We start from the raw sequence: 16,866 nt of genomic DNA, 5'->3' as shown, positions 1-16,866 counted from the left end.
GTCCGCTTTTTGGCCGTGGACTGCTCGTAATCACCAAAGCCGAGCTGCTTGATGCCCATGAACCCTGTTCACGCCTGCGATCACACGGCCATTATCGCGCAGGGTGGTGGGGTTTTCCAGAGTCTCCCTAATATCCTATCGATTTTGCCAAAAGCCCTTCGATTGCCACACCTTCGACCTCTGTCTCTTCTTGCCGCGCCTCTCTTGGCCGCAACCCTGACGATGCCGCCAGGAAAGGCGTCGGAAGCCGCAACGGTGCTGGAAATCCTCGATGGTAACCAGCTCTATATCGATGCCCGCCAGGCGAAGGTCAACCAAACCGCCCTCTCCCCGCAGCAGATCACGACCCAGAACAGCCGCGGCCAGCTGCAGTTTCAATCCGGAGCGGCGGCCCGGATCAATCGATTCACCCAGCTGCGTCTGGGCAAGAGCTGTTTCCTGCTCTCCAAGGGCGAAGTGCTGGTCTCCGGCAAGCAAAGCGGCTGCACCAAGTCGTTGCGGCTGAGCTCCCGCGGCACGAATTACATCATCATCGCGAACGATGATGGCAGCACAGATGTTCTCGTTCTGGAGGGGACGGTGTTAGCCGATCCATTTGAGAGCTCAAGTCAGCCTGGAGAGCAATCTCAACTATTGTCCAAACTTCGAGATACACTTAACAACCAGCGCCAACAACTCGGCAATCCTGGGTTTCAGCCTGTACCGCCTGCTGTCCAAGAGGAAATTGAAGCCTATGGACGATCTCTGGTCAATGCGATGCGGGAATTCGGGGGCTGTTTTCATGGTGGGAGCGCTGGTGTTGGCTCTCCCTTCACCGCCGTCAAGCTCCCTTCCGGGTGGTCCGTTCTGGGCGAGGTGCTGGGTTGTCCGGCCGAAGGAGGGCTCTACACGCCGGAATCCCTGGCCAAGCTCTGGTGGGGATCAGCCATTCACCAGCGGATCGTATTCAAGTCTGAGAAAGCTACGTCGATCGGCTGCGTCTGGTCCCAGCCTCGCAGCAAGAACGACACGGAGATTATCGTCTGCCTGACCTTGAAGAGCGACCAGAAAACCCCGATCATTCCTTCCCCCATTGTGATCAAGGCAGGTTACCGGTTCCGATTCTCTGCAGATGGCAAGGTTCTCTCCACCGTCAAGCTTGGCCCTGACGACTACAACGCCATCCTGAAGGGACCGCTGTTCGCCGGTTTCGTCTCGAACCTGCCCGAACGCGACGCCCTCTACCGCTGGATCACCGAGAATGTCAAAGGTGTGGTGCTGCCGCCTGCGCCGGGGTCCTGATCGGCAGGAGGCCATGAATCCACGCCTTGCCAAGCGAGAAGGCCGTTGCCTCCAACGTCTTCTGGGGCTGTCGATCTGGGTTGCGGCCGGGCTGGTGCCCCCTGCAGGGTTGGCCGCCTCCGCCGATGCGGTTGCCGATCGGGTCACCGTGAAGGAGATCCTCGATGGCACCGAACTGTTCATCGATGCGCGCCAGGCCAAGGTGAACGAGCAGGCGGCCAGTCCCCAGGAGATCAGCACCGGCAACAGCCGCGGCCAGCTGAGCTTCGCCTCGGGAGCGGCCGGCCGGCTCAACCGCTTCTCCGAGCTGCGGCTCGGCAGCAGCTGCTTCCTGCTGCGCAAGGGTGAAGTGCTGGTGTCCGGCAAGCAGAGCGGCTGCACCCGCTCCTCTCGCCTGAGCGTGCGCGGCACCAACTACGTGCTGCAGGTGGATGGGGAAGGCGCCTCCGATCTCACGGTGCTGGAGGGATCGGTGGAGGTGGAACCCCTCACGGACGGCCAGCCCTCGGGCCAGCCCAGCACCACGGTCAACGGTGGGGAACGGCTGCGTCTCTCCGCCGCCGGCGTCGTGCTCACCCTGCTGAAGCTGAGCAGTGGGGATTACACCAGCATCCTGGAAGGGCCGCTCTTTCGTGGGTTCACCACGCCGCTGCCGGCCTTCGGATCGCTGGAGAGTTACCTCCGCTCCCGGCTTCCGGGGGTCGCGATACCATCACTTCCCGGCTCTGCGCCGTCGCTTCCCTTCCCCAACCTTCCCCGTTTCTTCTGATGAAGGCTGAGCGGATCTGATGGAGCGCCCACGCCTCACGGCCCTGGCTTCGGTAGCGGTGGTGATCGCCGTCGGCCTGGTGAGTGGCTGGCCCCCGGCCCGCTGGCAGGAGTGGGAGCGGGGCCTGGAAGACCAGCTCGTGGTGTTGCGGGGCCCCAGGACACCGTCGCCCCAGGTGGTGCTGGTGGCCGTCGACGACGCCACCCTGCAGCAAGGCAGCTGGTTCGTGGGCCAGAAGCCCGACCAGATTCCCGCCTGGGCCCGGGGGATCGACACCCTGCCCTGGCCCCGCGCGGCCTACGGATTGCTGGCCGCCCGTCTGCGCCAGGCGGGCGCGGCGGTGGTGGCGATCAACGTCACCTTCGCAGGACCAAGCAGCAAGGGCCCTGCCGATGACGCGGCCATGGCGAAAACCCTGGAGCCCCTGCGGGGCCATGTGGCCCTGGCGGCGGAGATGCTCGAACCGCAGGATGCCGCCGTGGGCAGTGGCCTCACCCTGGTCCGCCCGGACCTGTTCCTGCCGGCGCTGGGCGGCGCCGGAGCGCTGGGGCTCACCAACACCCTGCCTCGGGAAGCCGGCCAGCCGGCCCGCCACCCCGATGCCTATGGCCGCGGTCTGCTGCCCGAGAACGGCGTTGAGCCGGTCCCCTCCCTGGCCGGCTCCGCCCTGCGGCTGCTCGGCCGCCCCAGCCGCCAGAACGACCCCGCCATGGCCCTGAATTTCTACGGACCGGAAGGAAGCTTCCAGCGGCTTTCGGCCTGGGAGGTGCTCGATCCGGCCCGCTGGCAACGCCATCCCCAACGCGCGAGCCTGAAGGGTGCGGTGGTGCTGGTCGGGCCAGTGGTGTCCCAGGGCGAGGCGGGCAACCCAACGCCCTTTGGCCGGCTCTCGGGCCTGGAGATGCTGGCCACCGCCACCGCGAATTCCCTGCAGGGGGATGGCCTCAGCCCCTGGCCGGTGTTGTCACCGGCTCGGGCCCTGCTGGCGATGGCTCCGCTGCTGCTGGTGGCGGGCCTGGGCCTCTGGCGATCGACGCTGGGCTGGCGTCTGGGACTGGTGATCGCCGCCCTGACCCTGCAGCTGGTGGCGGGCTTTGTGGCGATGCGGCAGCTGGATCGCTGGCTGCCGTTGCTTGGCCCGACTTCCGGCCTGGTGCTGCTGGGCCTGCTCTACGGCGGCGACGCCTACCTGCGGGAGGAGCGGGAGCGGCGGCGGTTGCGCCGCACCTTCGAGCGCTACGTGGCCCCGAGCGTGGTGGCGGAAATCCTCTCGGACCCCGGGGCGGCCGAGGGCATCCTGCGGGGAAGGCTGTTGCCCGTCACCGTGCTGTTCAGCGATCTGAAAGGCTTCACCCAGCTCACCCAGCAACGCAGTGGTGAAGGCCGGATCGAACTGCATGTGCGCCAGCTCAACGAGTACCTGGGCGGGATGGTGGAGGTGATCGCCGCCCACGGCGGCACCGTCGACAAGTTCATCGGCGATGCGGTGATGGCCGTGTTCGGCTCGCCGATCGGCCGCGGACCCCGGGAGGAGGCCCTGGCGGCCCTGCGCTGCGCCGAGGCGATGCGGACCCGGCTGGCGGAGCTCAACGAGGGCTGGCTGGCGGAGGGCATCGAGCCCTTCAGCAGCGGCATCGGCCTGGCCAGCGGCGCGGTGATCGTCGGCCAGATCGGCAGCCCCCGCCGCCTGGATTTCACCGTGATCGGCGACAAGGTGAACCTGGCCAGCCGTTTGGAGGGACTCACCCGCCTCCTCGATGTTCCGATCGTGATTGATGGCACCACAGCGGAGCTGGTGGAAGGGGAGCTGTTGATCCGGCCCCTGGAGCCCCAGCAGGTCAAGGGCATGGGGATGATCCCCGTCTACACCCCGGCGGACAAGGCAGCCAGCCCCGCTGCCATTGTTTCCTGATCGCTGCCGGCCCTTGGTCCAAAGCGCTTCCAGTTGAACGGGGCCAGCAGGGCCGCATCGGCGGCATCGCCGCCCTCGATCAGGTTTGCGATCAGCGTGGCGCTGATCGCCGCCAGCAGCACGCCATTGCGGTAATGACCCGTGGCCAGCCAGAGGCCGGTGATCGCCGAGGCCCCCAGCAACGGCAAGCCGTCCGGGGTGCCGGGTCGGAACCCCCACCAGCGCTCCATCGGCGGCCAGTGGGCGGCCTCCGGCAGGAGGCTGGCCAGGCCGCGCTGCAGCTGGCTCTGGCCCAGGGGCGTGAGCCCGGCGGCAAAGGCAGCCTCCGGCTCGCTGGTGGCGCCCACCACCAGGAGCCCGTCGTCCCGGGGCACCAGGTAGGTGCCAGGCCCGAACAGCACCCGCCGCAGGGCCTGGCGGGGCCCCTGCAGCGAGAGCATCTGCCCCTTGATCGGGCGCACATGCAGGCCCGGCAGTAAGCGGGCGCTCCAGGAACCGCAGGCCAGCACGGCCCGTCGAACCGGCAGGGTCGTTTCGTTGCCGTCCGCCCGGCAGAGCCGAACGCCTTCCAACTGGCCCGCCGCCTGGAGGAGCTCCAGCACCTCGCTGCCCTCCTGGAACCGGACCCCCAGGGCCACGCAGGCTCTCTCCAGCGCACGCATCAGTTGGCGGCGGTTGTCGATCTGGCCATCCTGGGAAAACAGCAACCCGGCCCGCCAGGTGGGGCCGATGCCGGCAACCTCCCGCTCCAGGCCGGCTCGATCCAGGGCCAGGCCGAACCCTGCGGTGGGGTAGGCATCCCGCTCGGCCGCCGTGGCAAACGGCACGACGATGCCGCAGGGGCGCAGCCCGCAGGAGAGGCCGCTGTCGGCCTCGATCTGGGCCACCCACTCAGGAATCAGGCCAAGGCTGCGCTGGCCGAGATCCAGCAGGGGGCCGCCCAGCCCCTCGGCATGGGGGGCGAGCATGCCGGCCGCCACGAACCCGGCCGCCTCGCTGCGCCGCCGGCTCAGCACCAGCACCGACTTGCCCCGGCGCGCCAGCTGATGGGCGATCGCCAGGCCGATCAGGCCGCCGCCGAGGATCAGCACCGGATCCGCGCCGGGCTCGCTCCACCCTTCCGAGAATGGAGCCGTGACGGGATCGGTGTGAAGGGCGGCCATGGTTTCAAGCTATCCAACGGTTCACGCCGAAGCGATGGGGCTGCTCAGCCTGCGGCTGCCCCCCGGCGGCGACCTGTGCGGCGCCCTCGAGGAGCTGGTGGCCGAGCGACAGATCGCCGCCGCCTGGGTGGTTTCGGCGATCGGCAGCCTGGACCGCCTCTGCCTGCGGCCTGCCGGAGCCACCGAGGCGCTGCTGTTGCCGGGGCCCTGGGAGCTGCTCAGCCTGCAGGGAAGCCTCGGGCCTGACGGGGTGCATCTCCACCTCAGCGCGGCCGATGCCCGAGGCCACTGCCGCGGCGGCCATCTTCTTGCCGGTAATCCGATCCGCACCACCGCCGAGATCGCCCTGCTGCTGCCGGCGGGCGTCAGCTTCAGCCGCCGCCTGGATCCAACGACTGGCTACCGGGAGCTGGGGTTCGAGGCCCCTGCCTAGGATCGCCCCTCAGCAGAAGCGGGAGCAAGCGGCGATGGCAACGGCCAGCACGGAAGCCTGGGAGGCGGTGATCGGCCTGGAAACCCACGTGCAGCTGGGCACCGCCAGCAAGATCTTCACGGGGGCCTCCACCAACTTCGGTGACCAGCCCAACACCCACATCGATCCGGTGGTGCTGGGGCTGCCCGGCACCCTGCCGGTGCTCAATGAGAAGGTGCTGGAGTATGCGGTGAAGGCGTCTCTGGCCCTCAACCTGCAGGTGGCCGAGCACAGCAAGTTCGACCGCAAGCAGTACTTCTATCCCGACCTGCCCAAGAACTACCAGATCTCCCAGTACGACCAGCCGATCGCCGAGAACGGCTGGATCGAGGTGGAGGTAGCCGAGAAGGGCAAGGACACCTACCTCAAGACGGTCGGCATCGAGCGGCTGCACATGGAGGAGGACGCCGGCAAGCTGGTGCACGCCGGCAGCGACCGCCTGGCGGGCTCCACCCATTCGCTGGTGGACTACAACCGGGCCGGCGTGGCCCTGGCGGAAATCGTGAGCAAGCCGGATCTGCGCACCGGCCGCGAGGCGGCGGAATACGCCTCGGAGATCCGCCGAATCGTGCGCTATCTGGGGGTGAGCGACGGCAACATGCAGGAAGGCTCCCTGCGCTGCGATGTGAACATCTCGGTGCGGCGTGGGCCGGATGCCCCCTTCGGCACGAAGGTGGAGATCAAGAACATGAACTCCTTCTCAGCGATCCAGAAAGCCATCGATTTCGAGATCGTGCGCCAGATCAAGGCCTACGAGGCCGGTGAGCCGGTGGTGCAGGAAACCCGCCTCTGGGATGAGGGCAAACAGCTCACCAAGAGCATGCGAAGCAAGGAAGGGGCGAGCGACTACCGCTATTTCCCTGAACCCGATCTGGGCCCGATCGAGGTCACACCCCAGCGGCGCGAGGCCTGGCGCGCCGAGCTGCCGGAGCTGCCGGCCGCCAAGCGGCACCGCTACGCCGAGCAGCTGGGTCTGTCGATCTACGACGCCCGGGTGCTCACCGACGAGCGGGCGATGGCGGAATACTTCGAGGCGGCGGTGGCGGCCGGGGGGGATGCCAAGGCGGTGTCCAACTGGGTGACGGGTGACATCGCCGCCCACGTCAATGCCAACCGGTTCTCGATCAATGAGCTGCCGCTGCGCCCATCCGAACTCGCCGAGCTGGTGCAGTTGATCGAGGCCGGCACGATCAGCGGCAAGATCGCCAAGGAGATCCTGCCTGAGCTGCTGGAGAAAGGGGGCTCCGCCAAGACGATCGTGGCGGCCAGGGGCCTGGGCATGATCAGCGATCCCGCCACAATCACCGAGGTGGTGGAGGCGCTGCTGGCGGCCCATCCCGCCGAGGTGGAGGCGTTCCGCGGTGGCAAGACCAAGCTGCAGGGCTTCTTCGTAGGCCAGCTGATGAAGCAGACCGGCGGCCGGGCCGACCCCAAGCTGGCCAACAGGATCCTGGTGGAGAAGCTCAGGGGCTAAGTGTGTTTTCTCACCAGGTCCTCCAGCGATCAGCAGCCGCTGGAGCGACTGCTGATCGCTGAGGCCACCGAGAGCCATGCAGCATTGTAAATCCCCAGATGCCGGTGCAGCCAGTGGTTGCGTTCTTCCGATGTCTGGCCGGTGATGAAATAGGCCTACTTGGCCAACGTAACTGCCATGGGGAGTGACAACTTGACCTCTCAAGGGAAGGGCACGCATTACCGCAACTCTGTTTGCGCAGTTGCTGAGGGCAGCCTCTCAGTGTGTTCCTTTCACTGTTCTGTTGGCTCAGCTTGGTGACCCATTTTGCTAGAGGAATCAGGCTTGGCGTCGGCAGCCCGTGGTCGTGGGGGAGTTCCACGCCTCAACGAGGAATTCCAACACATCACGGCCCTGCTGTTTGAGGCTTGTGGTCACTGTCAATAGACGACTGTGGGAAAGGCCACCCCGCCGGAATTTGGCGTCTTAACTGCGTTTTCGGTGGATCACTGCTGGTCTGAGAGCCTGTTTGCGGCGTTGTTCGTTGGCTCCACCTCGGGTTGCTCCAGAAAGGTCCACAACGTCGGCGCCATTTTGTGAATTTGGCGGCAGGTGCGCACCCTGGTGGCCCAGGGAGTCTTCTCCCCCTTTGCGAAAGCCCAGATTGCTCAACTCCTTCAGCCTGGTCTCCAATGCCTGGCGGATCGGCGCAGTGAGGGATTGCAGTTCTTGCCTGTCGATCCCGTCGGGGTTGTTGCCATCCGCGTTGCTCATCGGGCCGCCGGTCTCATCAACTTGCGCCACCGCTTCCTGGCGGATGGCGGCGGTGAGGGTGGGTCAGCAGGGGCAGCTCAGCCGGTGCAGTTGGTGCTAGATCACAAACGAACCAAATTTAGGGATCTCAACCACCGGGTTGCGCAGCGGCTCAGGATCTTTACCTGAAAGAGCGACACCTGAGCTTCGGCAGCTCGTGAGATGGTGGGGAAGCACCTCCTTGCATTGCTCGAGGGGAGCAGCTCGGGGCCATGGCCGGGATGGCCCCGCTGGCCAACGCGTTTGCGACCGGTTCCCTTGCCCTGGTCCGTTCTGGAAGGCTTGAAACCACGGCCGTCACTGGAGTGGGGTTGGGAGGAATTCCTTGAGCTACGGCCCTTCTGCTCCTCAAACTGAGTCACCAGTAACGCCAGTGCCTCCAGTTGCCCGAAGAGGTGCTCAACGAGCGCTTGCAAGCTGGGGGGGGGTGCCATCTCAGGGCTGTCTCTCCTTGAGAGCCAAGCCGCGTCGGGGGATTTGCCAAGGCTGCTCGCTCAGAATCAGGCTTGGCCGCCCTCTGAACAGGTACCGAACAACAGTGGCTTGATGAACCGTTCCGCCTTGCCGCTGGTCTGCGGCGTGTCGGGCTTGGTGCGGATAGGTTTCAGGTCCAATAACCTGCAGTCCTATCGCCAGTCACCGGAGCGGTAGGAGGGGCCGTTATCCGAGAGAACCCGGCGGCAGTTGATCTTCTCCTCAGAGTACGAGCTGATCCCACGGCCAGAAATCCAACGGTCGTCACCTTCTGCTCGTCGGTGATCAGCTCGACGTAGGGCAGGCGGGTGGCGCCATCGACAAGAAAGCTTTGTTGATTTGGTTTCAACTGCTACGAGCCTCCATTTGTGCAAAGTTTCTCCTCGGGGGGTTGCTTTTCAGGAATCCCAGTGAATACTAGGTCTGAGTTGACACTTCGCACCAATGAGAATGGTTTCCCTTGGGTATGCTGGCATGTTGACATGGATTCTGGCGGCAGGCTCTCTTATCGGGTCTTATCGCGCTGTTGCCACTGAAAAATCAGAATTCTATCATAGCTTTCAACAGAATAGCCAGAGACAGGTGGATTTAGTGACATCGGTGGCAGCACCGCTGGGGCCCAAACTTAGGGAAAGAGAGCTTTCCCAATTACCCCCTCCAGGGAGAGGATTTAGATCGATTGAGATTTCCCACCAAGGAATGACTCGCAATTACCTAATCTACACTCCGGCGTTGTACAACCCCAACACCCCCACCCCAGTAGTGATTGGTTTTCACGGCGGCGGCACCGCCAACCTCGTTTTTTCCAACGTCACCAGTTTCAACCGCCTGGCCGATGAACAGGGCTTCTTAGTGGTCTACCCCAGCGGGGTCAATGGCTACTGGAATGACGGACGTGGCACCGTCAACCAAGGTATTGACGATGTTGGTTTTGTCACGACTTTGATTGAAGATCTGAAACGTCAGCGCAATATTGACGCTAGTCGGATCTTTGTAACGGGAATTTCCAATGGAGCCATGCTTGTGCAACGCCTGGCCTGTGAACGGGCCGATCGAATTGCCGCGTTTTCCTCCATTGCTGGGTCGATGCCTACACCCCTACTGCCAAACTGCAATCCTTCAAGGCGCGTCCCTATGATGATGGTCAACAGTCCCAACGATAAATTTGTGCCCTGGGAGGGGGGCGAAGGAACGCTGGGTGGAGGGGGAAGTGTTGTGTCCATCATCAACACTGCCAACTTCTGGGGGCGTCAGAGTATCTGCCTCAACATGAATGAACAAGCGTTGCCTGAAATTGCTCCCAATGACGGCACCAATGTGATTCTACGTAGATACAGTAGTTGCCCGAGGAATACAGGAGTATTATTATATATTATTCAGGGCGGTGGGCCCACCTGGCCAGGAGGAGAAGGCCAATCTTCACGGGTGCTAGGCCCAACCAGCCAGGAGATGGACGCCACCAGGGAGAGTTGGAATTTCTTCCGAAATTTTACCCTGCCGTAGTAGCCACCCACCATGCCATCTGCTCCCTCGTACTCTCTGTAACGATTGATTCAACAAGTCTTCCAACCCTCACCAGCCTATGGATGCACTGCTGAGGGTTGATGCCACCGGGGGCCATGTTGAGCCTGTGGCCGTTATCGTTCCCCAGATGGCGGGGTAGCCAACGGTTGCGTTCCGCCGATGTGTGGTAGTGGATGACGTCGGCCCATTCCAGCCGGAGGGTCATGATGAACCGCTCGGCCTTGCCGTTGGCCTGCAGAGTGAAGGGCTTGGTGCAGATGGGTATCAGATCCAATGCCCTGCAGGCCTATCGCCAGTCACCGGAGTGGTAGGAGGGGCCGCTATCCGAGAGAACCCGGCGGCAGGTGATCCCCTTCTCGGAGTACCGGCTGTTCGCACGGGCCAGAAACCAAACGGTCGTCGCCTTCTGCTCGTCAGTGATCACCTCGACGTAGGGCAGGCGGATGGCGTCGTCGATCGCGAGTGGACCTTCTCGTAACCGGCTCCCCGTGAGCAGCCTTGACGGCGATCACCAGTGATCCTGGGACCGACCCACTCAAAGCAGCCCAGCTGTCACTCCTGCGGAGAAACCTGTGGCCACGTGTCGACATGGATCATGTTGAAGGGACGCTCCCACTGATCGTGCCACACAGCCAGTCGGTCGTTGATCTCCGTCTGTTGCCGGGTGATGCTCTGTTTGCTTTGGGTGTCCCCCCGGCATATTCCCCATTACTTTTTTGTTTTTTTGAGCACCGTGAAGGGGACGTACACTCCTCCCTACAACACAATCCCAAGTCCGACCAGGCTCAAGGTGATGACCAGATGGCCCATGAAGTTGGGGTTGTACTTGGCAGCGTGAGGATTCTGGCTTTCGGTGATCAGGTTTAGGCGCAGGTGCTTACAGGTGTTCTTCAAGACTGCTGACAAGCCGCTGATTCTGGTTCACAATCCTCCCCGCCGACTCCCGGATTCTGGGTCCATGCAGTCATGAGAGTGGGAACTTCAGCCTAGGGATGACTCTCGGGTCCGCCAGCATCGGACCCGAGGGCCTGCTGCAGCTCCCCCCGCAGAGTTTCGGACGACCCCCGGTTGTCGATCACCACATCAGCAAGAGCACGCTTACGCGATAGGGGCCATTGGGCGGCGATTCGGGCGCGGGCATCGGCCTCGTTGCACTGGTCCCGCGCCATCAAGCGCGCCAACTGCTCGGCCTCGTTGCAGTCCACCAGCCAGACCTCGCTGCAGAGCCCCTCAAGCCCAGCCTCAAACAGCAGCGGGATCATCAGCACCACCACCGGCGCGGCGCTGAGCCCTGCAAGCTCGGCATCGAAACGCCGGCGCACGATCGGATGCACCAGCTGCTCCAGCCACCGCTGTTCCACCGAGTCGGCAAACACGATCCGGCCCAGGGCAGCCCGGTCGAGGCTGGCCGCTCCGGTGGGGTCCGGTGATTGCACGGCGGCGCCGTGGCGGGCCAGCACCGCAGCGGTGGCCGGGGTTCCGGGTGCAAGCGCCTCGCGGGCGTAGACGTCGGCATCCAGCACCGGCAGGCCCCAGCGCTCCGCCAGCAGCCGCCCCACGCTGCTCTTGCCGCTGGCGATGCCACCGGTGAGACCGATGCGGCGCTGGGCCATGGTCAAGGGGATCGTCTCGCTGGCACCAGCCTGGATCAGGGCGTGGTCCCGCTCAGCCAAGCTGGGCTGGTCTTCCCTTGCTTGCCCATTCACCGTGCCGGCTTCCTCCCCGTGGCAACCGATCGCCGGCGGTGTCACGGCGCCCGCGGGCTTCCTCGCCGCCGGCAGCACGGCGGGCCTGAAGGCCTCCGGCAACAGCGACCTCTCCCTGCTGCTGGCTCCGGAAGGCGCCGTCTGCGCCGGCAGCTTCACCACCAACCTGGTGCGGGCCGCCTGCGTCGACCTCTGCGCCGAACGGTTGGCCGCCACCGGCGGTGCGGCCAGAGCGGTGCTCACCAACTCCGGTCAGGCCAATGCCTGCACCGGCGAGCGGGGGCGGATCGACAGCCTGCGGGCCACGGCCGAACTGGCCCGGCGGCTGGGCCTCCAGGAGAGCGAGGTGCTGATCTGCTCCACCGGCGTGATCGGCGTGCCGATCCCGATCGACACCCTGGTGGCCGGCCTCGACGACCTGGTGGCGGCCCTGGGCCCAGACGGGGGCACCGCCGCCGCCACCGCCATCCTGACCACGGATCTTTGCGACAAACAGATCGCCGTGGAGGCCCAGCTGGGGGGGCGCCGGGTGCGGATCGGCGGCATGGCCAAGGGGTCGGGGATGATCCATCCCCAGATGGCCACCATGCTCGGCACGCTCAGTTGTGATGCCGGGGTGCCGGCGCCGCTGTGGCAGGCGATGGTGCAGCGGGCGGTGGAGCGTTCCTTCAACGCGATCACGGTGGACGGCGACACCAGCACCAACGACTGTTTCCTGGCCTTTGCAGCCGGTGAGCCCCTGCCACCGGAGCACCTGGACGCCCTGGAGGCCGGCCTGACGGTGGTGTCGCAGCATCTGGCCCGGGCGATCGCCCGCGATGGGGAGGGGGCCACCTGCCTGATCGAGGTGCGGGTGGCGGGGGTCGCCAGCGACGCCGAGGCCCGCCAGGTGGCCCGCACGGTCTGTGGTTCGTCGCTCGTGAAAACCGCCGTCCATGGCCGCGACCCCAACTGGGGCAGGATCGTGGCTGCGGCGGGCCGGGCCGGGGTGCCCTTCGATCCCGCCGCCGTTGCCCTCTGGCTCGGCCCCCATCAGTTGATGGCTGGGGGCCAGCCCCTGGCCTTTGACCGCCCGGCCGCCTCCACCTACCTGAAGGATCGGGCCGCGGGTCGCTATCTCGACCCCGATCCACTGCGGGGCGACACCGTGGCCATCCGCCTGCAGGTGGGAGAGGGCAGCGGCAGCGGCCGGGCCTGGGGGTGTGATCTCTCCGCCCAGTACGTGCGCATCAACGCCGACTACACCACCTGAGCGCCAGAGGCCCGGCTGCCGGTGGCGTCAGGATGGGGTGCTGATCGCGCCCGTTGCCGCCATGACCTCCGCCGGAGCCCAGCGCCGCCCGCGCCGCCCCCCTGCGGCCGATGGGGCAACTCCGGCGCCACGGCGGCCCCGCTGGGTGCTCCCCTTGGTGGCCGGCCTGTGCTTCGGCCTGGGCTACGCCATCACCGATCGGTTGCTGATCAGTGGCGGCGCTGCCGTGATGCCGATGGGTCAGGGTTTCGAGGTCAAACCCTTCCCGGGCACCAGCCTCGAAACCCTGCGGATGCGCTTTGGGGCCGACAAGACCGACATCCGCGGGGATCTTGAGCGGTTGGAGCTCGAGGAAACCCGCAAGCAGGACGAAGCGAAGCGCCTGCGCCAGGAGCAGCAGGACCGCCGGGCGGAGGAGGAGGCCGACGCCAGGCCGGCGGTGCCGGAGGAGCCGCCCCTCCAGCCCGTCCTTCCCGAGGGGCCGGCTCCCGTCGAGCCCCGTCCGGCTGAGCCGGCCCCACCGCCGCCCCTGGCGCCGGAGCCCCCCGCCCCCCAGCCCTGATCTGCCACAGTTTGGCCAGCTGGCAGGTCTGGAGATGAGCGCGCCCCAATCCTTGCTCCAGGCGGCCCTGAACCGGCTGCAGGCACGGCTGGGCAGCGGCCTGGCCGACTCCGTGGCCGGGCTGGCCGTGCTGGCCCAGGAGGCGCCGGAGCGGTTGCGCAACGAATGGGAGCTGTTCTGGCAGGAGGTGGAGCAGGAAGCGGAGCGGCTGGAGACCGAGGCCGATCCCGCCGCCCCAACGCCCTCGGGCGCCACCGGCACCGATGGGACGGGGACGGCCCAGGAGCGGATCGACGCGCTGCGCGCCACCGTGGCGGCCCTCTCCCGCCGCCTCGAGGACCGCTCCTGATGGGGCGCCTCGGGCCCCTGTGGCAGGGATGGGCCAGATCGTTGCAGATCTGGAGGGCTTTCCTGCAGCTGGCCTTCGGCCTTTGGCTCGACAGCCAGTCGTGGAGCTATCGCGGTGGGCTCAACCCCGAGCGCCGCAGCCGGCGGCAGCGCTGGCGGGCCCGCTGGCTCACCGCTGAGCTGATCCGGCTGGGATCGGCCTTCATCAAGCTCGGGCAGCTGCTCTCGGCCCGCCCCGACGTGCTTCCGGCGGGTTACGTCGAGGAGTTGGCCAGCCTTCAGGACAAGGTGCCCGCCTTTCCCTTCAGTACCGCCGAGAGCCTGCTGGAGCAGGAACTGGGCGAGCGTTGCGCCGAGATCGTTGACCTCGAGGAGCAGCCGCTCGGTTCGGCCAGCCTCGCCCAGGTGCACCGGGCCAGCCTGCGCAGCGGCCGCCAGGTGGTGTTCAAAATCCAGCGCCCCGGCCTGGAACGCCTGTTCCGCCTCGACCTGGAGGTGCTGCAGCAGGTGGCCGCCGTGATCCAGCGCCACCCCCGCTGGGGCCAGGGCCGCGAATGGGTGCCGATCGCCCAGGAATGCCGCCGGGTGCTGCTGCGGGAACTGGATTTCCGCCTGGAGGCCGAGCATGCCGCCCGCTTCCGTCAGCAGTTTCTAGGCGATGCCGGCATCCGCGTTCCAGCGGTGATCTGGGACCTGAGCAGCCGGCGGGTGCTCTGCCTGGATTACCTGCCCGGCATCAAGATCACCGACCGCAGCGCCCTGGTGGCGGCCGGCATCGACCCGGCCTCCGTGGCGGAGAAGGGGGCGGCCAGCTACCTGCAGCAACTGGTGCGCTTCGGCTTCTTCCACGCCGATCCCCACCCCGGCAACCTGGCGGTGGCGGCCGATGGCGCCCTGATCTACTACGACTTCGGGATGATGGGTCAGATCTCCCAGCGTCTGCGCAGCCGCCTCGGGCGCATGGTGCGGGCCGCGGCGGCCCGGGACCCGGTGGCCCTGGTGGAGGAGCTGCAGGGGGCCGGCGTGATCGCCCCTGGCATCGACACCGGGCCGGTGCGCCGCCTGGTGCGGGTGATGCTCAACGACGCCCTGACGCCCCCCTTCTCCGCCAATGTGCTGGAGAAGCTCTCCGGTGACCTCTACGACCTCGTCTACGGCCAGCCGTTCCGGCTGCCTTCGGAGCTGATCTTCGTGATGCGGGCCCTCTCCACCTTCGAGGGAGTCGGCCGCGGCCTTGATCCCGGCTTTAGCCTGGTGGCGATTGCCCGCCCTTACCTGCTGCCCCTGATGACCGCCAGCGGCAACGGCCCCAACGACTTCATCAACGAACTGGGCCGTCAGGCCGCAGAGGTGGGCAGCCGGGCACTGGGCCTCCCCAGGCGCCTGGAGGACAACCTGGCCCGAATCGAGCAGGGCGACCTGCAGGTTCAGATCCGGGCTGGTGAAACCGACCGGTTGCTGCGACGCCTGGCCCTGGCCCAGCAATCCACCGGCCAATCCTTCCTGCTGGGGGGTCTGGCGATCGCCGCCGCCTTGCTGGCCGCCAGCGGCCGGCCGGCCCTCACCGCCGTGCCCCTGGTGCTGGGCCTGCCGGTGGGGTTCAGCTGGTTGAAGCTGCAGGGCAAGCTGCGCCGCGATGGGCGGATCGAAAAGCTGCCGGTGGCCGGCGGCTGAGTGGGGATCGGCTGGAGTGGAGCCCGGTCAGAAGAAGAACTTCAACCCGATCTCAACCCCATTCTGATCAATGTTGTAGGCGTTTTCGGGGATCTGATCATTGCTTCCGCTCAGGTGCAAGTAACGCCAGGAAAGATTGAGCTGGGTGGAGTTTCCGATCGCATAGCCCAGGCCCGCCTGGGCGTTCCAGGAGTAATCCTCGGCATTGTTCACACCGAAGCCGCCGAGATCGGCTCGGGCAAAGAGCCTCAGGCGGGGGGAGAGAAACACCATGGCCTGGGTGCCCAGCAGTGGCTGGGCCACGGTGCCCCCGAACGACTGTTGCCCTTGAAGATTCAACTCTTGCAGGGTCCGGGACCCCTCGAAGTCCGGCCCCTTGAACTTCAGGGTCAGCTTTGATGCCTGGCCCTGCAGTGCCAGGTCGTATTGCATGTTGACGAACCGCACCCCGGCATAGGGAATAACCGAGAAACTCCCGGCGCGTGCCACGGCGGATTCGCGGTCTCCAAAGCGGTAGCGGAGGGCCAGGTCGTAGATGCCCTGGATGTTGCCGATCTTGCCATCCAGGCTGGGCTGGCTGCCGGAAGTAAGGGTGAGGGTGCGTTTGCCGAGGGGGCCTTCGATGGAGCGTGTCTTGATGTCCGAGACCTTGCCGTCCGCCCCCTGGAGGGATACGTAGCTGAGGTCGGTCAGCAGGCCGATCCGGCCATACTCGACGCTGCCCCGTATGTAAGCCACCCCCGTCAGGGGCCTGAGCACCTGGCCGAGGTCCAGATCCAGGTCGGCGGAGAAGCCTTTGACGGTGGTGGTCCCGGTGGTGCGCAACGGGGCGAAGCCGTAGAGCTCCACCGTGCCGGCCCAGGGCGATGGCTCGGGCTGGGGCCCTGGGGAGGTGACGGGCTCGGCCGGTTCAGCCGGTGGTTCAGCTGCCACCGGGGCCGGCGTGGTGCCTGGCGGGTCAGCGGCTCGAACAGCAGGGGCGGCCAGGACCGAACCCAGCAGGCCCGTCAGCAAACCCGCGCCGATCGGCAGGAGGCGAGCCGATGAACGGCGTGCTGGAGAGGGAGGAAGGGACCAGACCACGGGACCAAGACAGGAAAAGAACCAACCCATTCGGGCGCGCCAGCCGGCGGCACCAGACAGGGAAGCCAAGGTATTCCATACCATCTCGATTCCTGCAGCACTCTTGTTGGCGATTGCGCGCTCTCGGAGGATCTGCGCCAACGCAGCAATCCGTGAACAACCCGGTCAGTCCGGGGAGCGGCCCAGACGAACACACCCGAGGGCAGCACGCCATCGCGACGGCGAAATCCCATGGCGAAGCCGGAGAGATCAGCGAAGCCGTGGCGGCGGGCGATCGACGCCACCGTGTCATCCGCTTGGGGATGGAGCAGGGCCTGCCGGGCCGCTTCGAAGCGCTGCGCCTTGAGCCACTGCATCGAGCTGCAGCCGTACACTCTCCC

The 16,866-nt window shown here is 66.1% G+C and carries 16 protein-coding genes; 10 read left to right on the top strand and 6 right to left on the bottom strand.

Features of this window, described 5'->3' with window-relative positions:
* Positions 1-204 precede the first annotated feature (204 nt).
* The 3 genes from KBY66_RS14235 to KBY66_RS14225 are packed head-to-tail and all read left to right on the top strand — an operon-like array spanning position 205 to position 3,962.
* A complete protein-coding gene (locus KBY66_RS14235; RefSeq protein ID WP_255090273.1) occupies positions 205-1,281 on the top strand; it encodes a FecR domain-containing protein in 1,077 nt (358 codons plus the stop codon).
* 13 nt (positions 1,282-1,294) lie between these two features.
* Positions 1,295-2,050, top strand: a complete 756-nt coding sequence (locus KBY66_RS14230; RefSeq protein WP_255090272.1) for a FecR family protein — start codon at positions 1,295-1,297, stop codon at positions 2,048-2,050.
* A gap of 19 nt (positions 2,051-2,069) precedes the next feature.
* A complete protein-coding gene (locus KBY66_RS14225) occupies positions 2,070-3,962 on the top strand; it encodes an adenylate/guanylate cyclase domain-containing protein (protein ID WP_255090271.1) in 1,893 nt (630 codons plus the stop codon).
* Here the strand turns inward: KBY66_RS14225 and KBY66_RS14220 are convergent.
* Positions 3,914-5,125: an FAD-dependent oxidoreductase gene (locus KBY66_RS14220; RefSeq protein ID WP_255090270.1), complete on the bottom strand. Its 1,212-nt coding sequence runs from the start codon at positions 5,123-5,125 to the stop codon at positions 3,914-3,916. The genes KBY66_RS14225 and KBY66_RS14220 overlap by 49 nt on opposite strands.
* Here KBY66_RS14220 and KBY66_RS14215 point away from each other — a divergent pair.
* Both KBY66_RS14215 and gatB read left to right on the top strand, forming a co-directional pair.
* Positions 5,124-5,558: a PPC domain-containing DNA-binding protein gene (locus tag KBY66_RS14215; protein ID WP_255090269.1), complete on the top strand. Its 435-nt coding sequence runs from the start codon at positions 5,124-5,126 to the stop codon at positions 5,556-5,558. The two genes, KBY66_RS14220 and KBY66_RS14215, sit on opposite strands and share 2 nt — an antisense overlap.
* Before the next feature lie 34 nt (positions 5,559-5,592).
* Positions 5,593-7,071 carry an Asp-tRNA(Asn)/Glu-tRNA(Gln) amidotransferase subunit GatB gene (gene gatB / locus KBY66_RS14210; RefSeq protein ID WP_255090268.1) on the top strand — a complete coding sequence of 493 codons (1,479 nt, stop codon included), beginning with the start codon at positions 5,593-5,595 and terminating at the stop codon, positions 7,069-7,071.
* A gap of 465 nt (positions 7,072-7,536) precedes the next feature.
* Here the strand turns inward: gatB and KBY66_RS14205 are convergent, their stop codons facing one another.
* Complete coding sequence (locus KBY66_RS14205; RefSeq protein WP_255090267.1) at positions 7,537-7,854, bottom strand: hypothetical protein; 318 nt, start codon at positions 7,852-7,854, stop codon at positions 7,537-7,539.
* A gap of 71 nt (positions 7,855-7,925) precedes the next feature.
* A complete protein-coding gene (locus KBY66_RS15955; protein ID WP_399225600.1) occupies positions 7,926-8,297 on the bottom strand; it encodes a DUF6444 domain-containing protein in 372 nt (123 codons plus the stop codon).
* Between the two features lie 514 nt (positions 8,298-8,811).
* On the opposite strand from KBY66_RS15955, the gene KBY66_RS14195 reads away from it, so the two are divergent.
* A complete protein-coding gene (locus tag KBY66_RS14195; protein WP_255090266.1) occupies positions 8,812-9,840 on the top strand; it encodes an alpha/beta hydrolase family esterase in 1,029 nt (342 codons plus the stop codon).
* A gap of 1,007 nt (positions 9,841-10,847) precedes the next feature.
* On the opposite strand, the gene coaE is transcribed toward KBY66_RS14195, so the two are convergent.
* Positions 10,848-11,474, bottom strand: a complete 627-nt coding sequence (gene coaE / locus KBY66_RS14190; RefSeq protein ID WP_255090274.1) for a dephospho-CoA kinase — start codon at positions 11,472-11,474, stop codon at positions 10,848-10,850.
* 94 nt (positions 11,475-11,568) lie between these two features.
* Here coaE and argJ point away from each other — a divergent pair, with 94 nt between their 5' ends.
* From argJ to KBY66_RS14170, 4 genes are all read left to right on the top strand, one after another.
* Positions 11,569-12,819, top strand: a complete 1,251-nt coding sequence (argJ, locus tag KBY66_RS14185; protein WP_255090265.1) for a bifunctional glutamate N-acetyltransferase/amino-acid acetyltransferase ArgJ — start codon at positions 11,569-11,571, stop codon at positions 12,817-12,819.
* A gap of 61 nt (positions 12,820-12,880) precedes the next feature.
* Positions 12,881-13,381, top strand: a complete 501-nt coding sequence (locus KBY66_RS14180) for a hypothetical protein (protein ID WP_255090264.1) — start codon at positions 12,881-12,883, stop codon at positions 13,379-13,381.
* A 34-nt stretch (positions 13,382-13,415) separates the two neighbouring features.
* Positions 13,416-13,730: a hypothetical protein gene (locus KBY66_RS14175; protein ID WP_255090263.1), complete on the top strand. Its 315-nt coding sequence runs from the start codon at positions 13,416-13,418 to the stop codon at positions 13,728-13,730.
* Positions 13,730-15,403 (top strand): ABC1 kinase family protein, encoded by a 1,674-nt coding sequence (locus tag KBY66_RS14170; protein ID WP_255090262.1) that lies wholly within the window; start codon positions 13,730-13,732, stop codon positions 15,401-15,403. Before KBY66_RS14175 ends, KBY66_RS14170 begins: the two co-directional genes overlap by 1 nt.
* A gap of 27 nt (positions 15,404-15,430) precedes the next feature.
* Here the strand turns inward: KBY66_RS14170 and KBY66_RS14165 are convergent, their stop codons facing one another.
* Together KBY66_RS14165 and KBY66_RS15950 are read right to left on the bottom strand one after the other, a co-directional pair.
* Positions 15,431-16,486, bottom strand: coding sequence for a porin family protein (locus KBY66_RS14165; RefSeq protein ID WP_255090261.1), 1,056 nt, complete (start codon positions 16,484-16,486; stop codon positions 15,431-15,433).
* The gene (locus tag KBY66_RS15950; RefSeq protein WP_399225606.1) at positions 16,411-16,842 is read right to left on the bottom strand and encodes a helix-turn-helix domain-containing protein; all 432 of its coding nucleotides are present in this window, start codon (positions 16,840-16,842) and stop codon (positions 16,411-16,413) included. Before KBY66_RS15950 ends, KBY66_RS14165 begins: the two co-directional genes overlap by 76 nt.
* Positions 16,843-16,866 lie beyond the last annotated feature (24 nt).

Source organism: Synechococcus sp. Tobar12-5m-g, assembly GCF_024345415.1.
Lineage (GTDB): Bacteria > Cyanobacteriota > Cyanobacteriia > PCC-6307 > Cyanobiaceae > Regnicoccus.
Note: the sequence above shows the minus strand (reverse complement) of the source record. Positions and strands in the feature narration are given on the sequence as shown.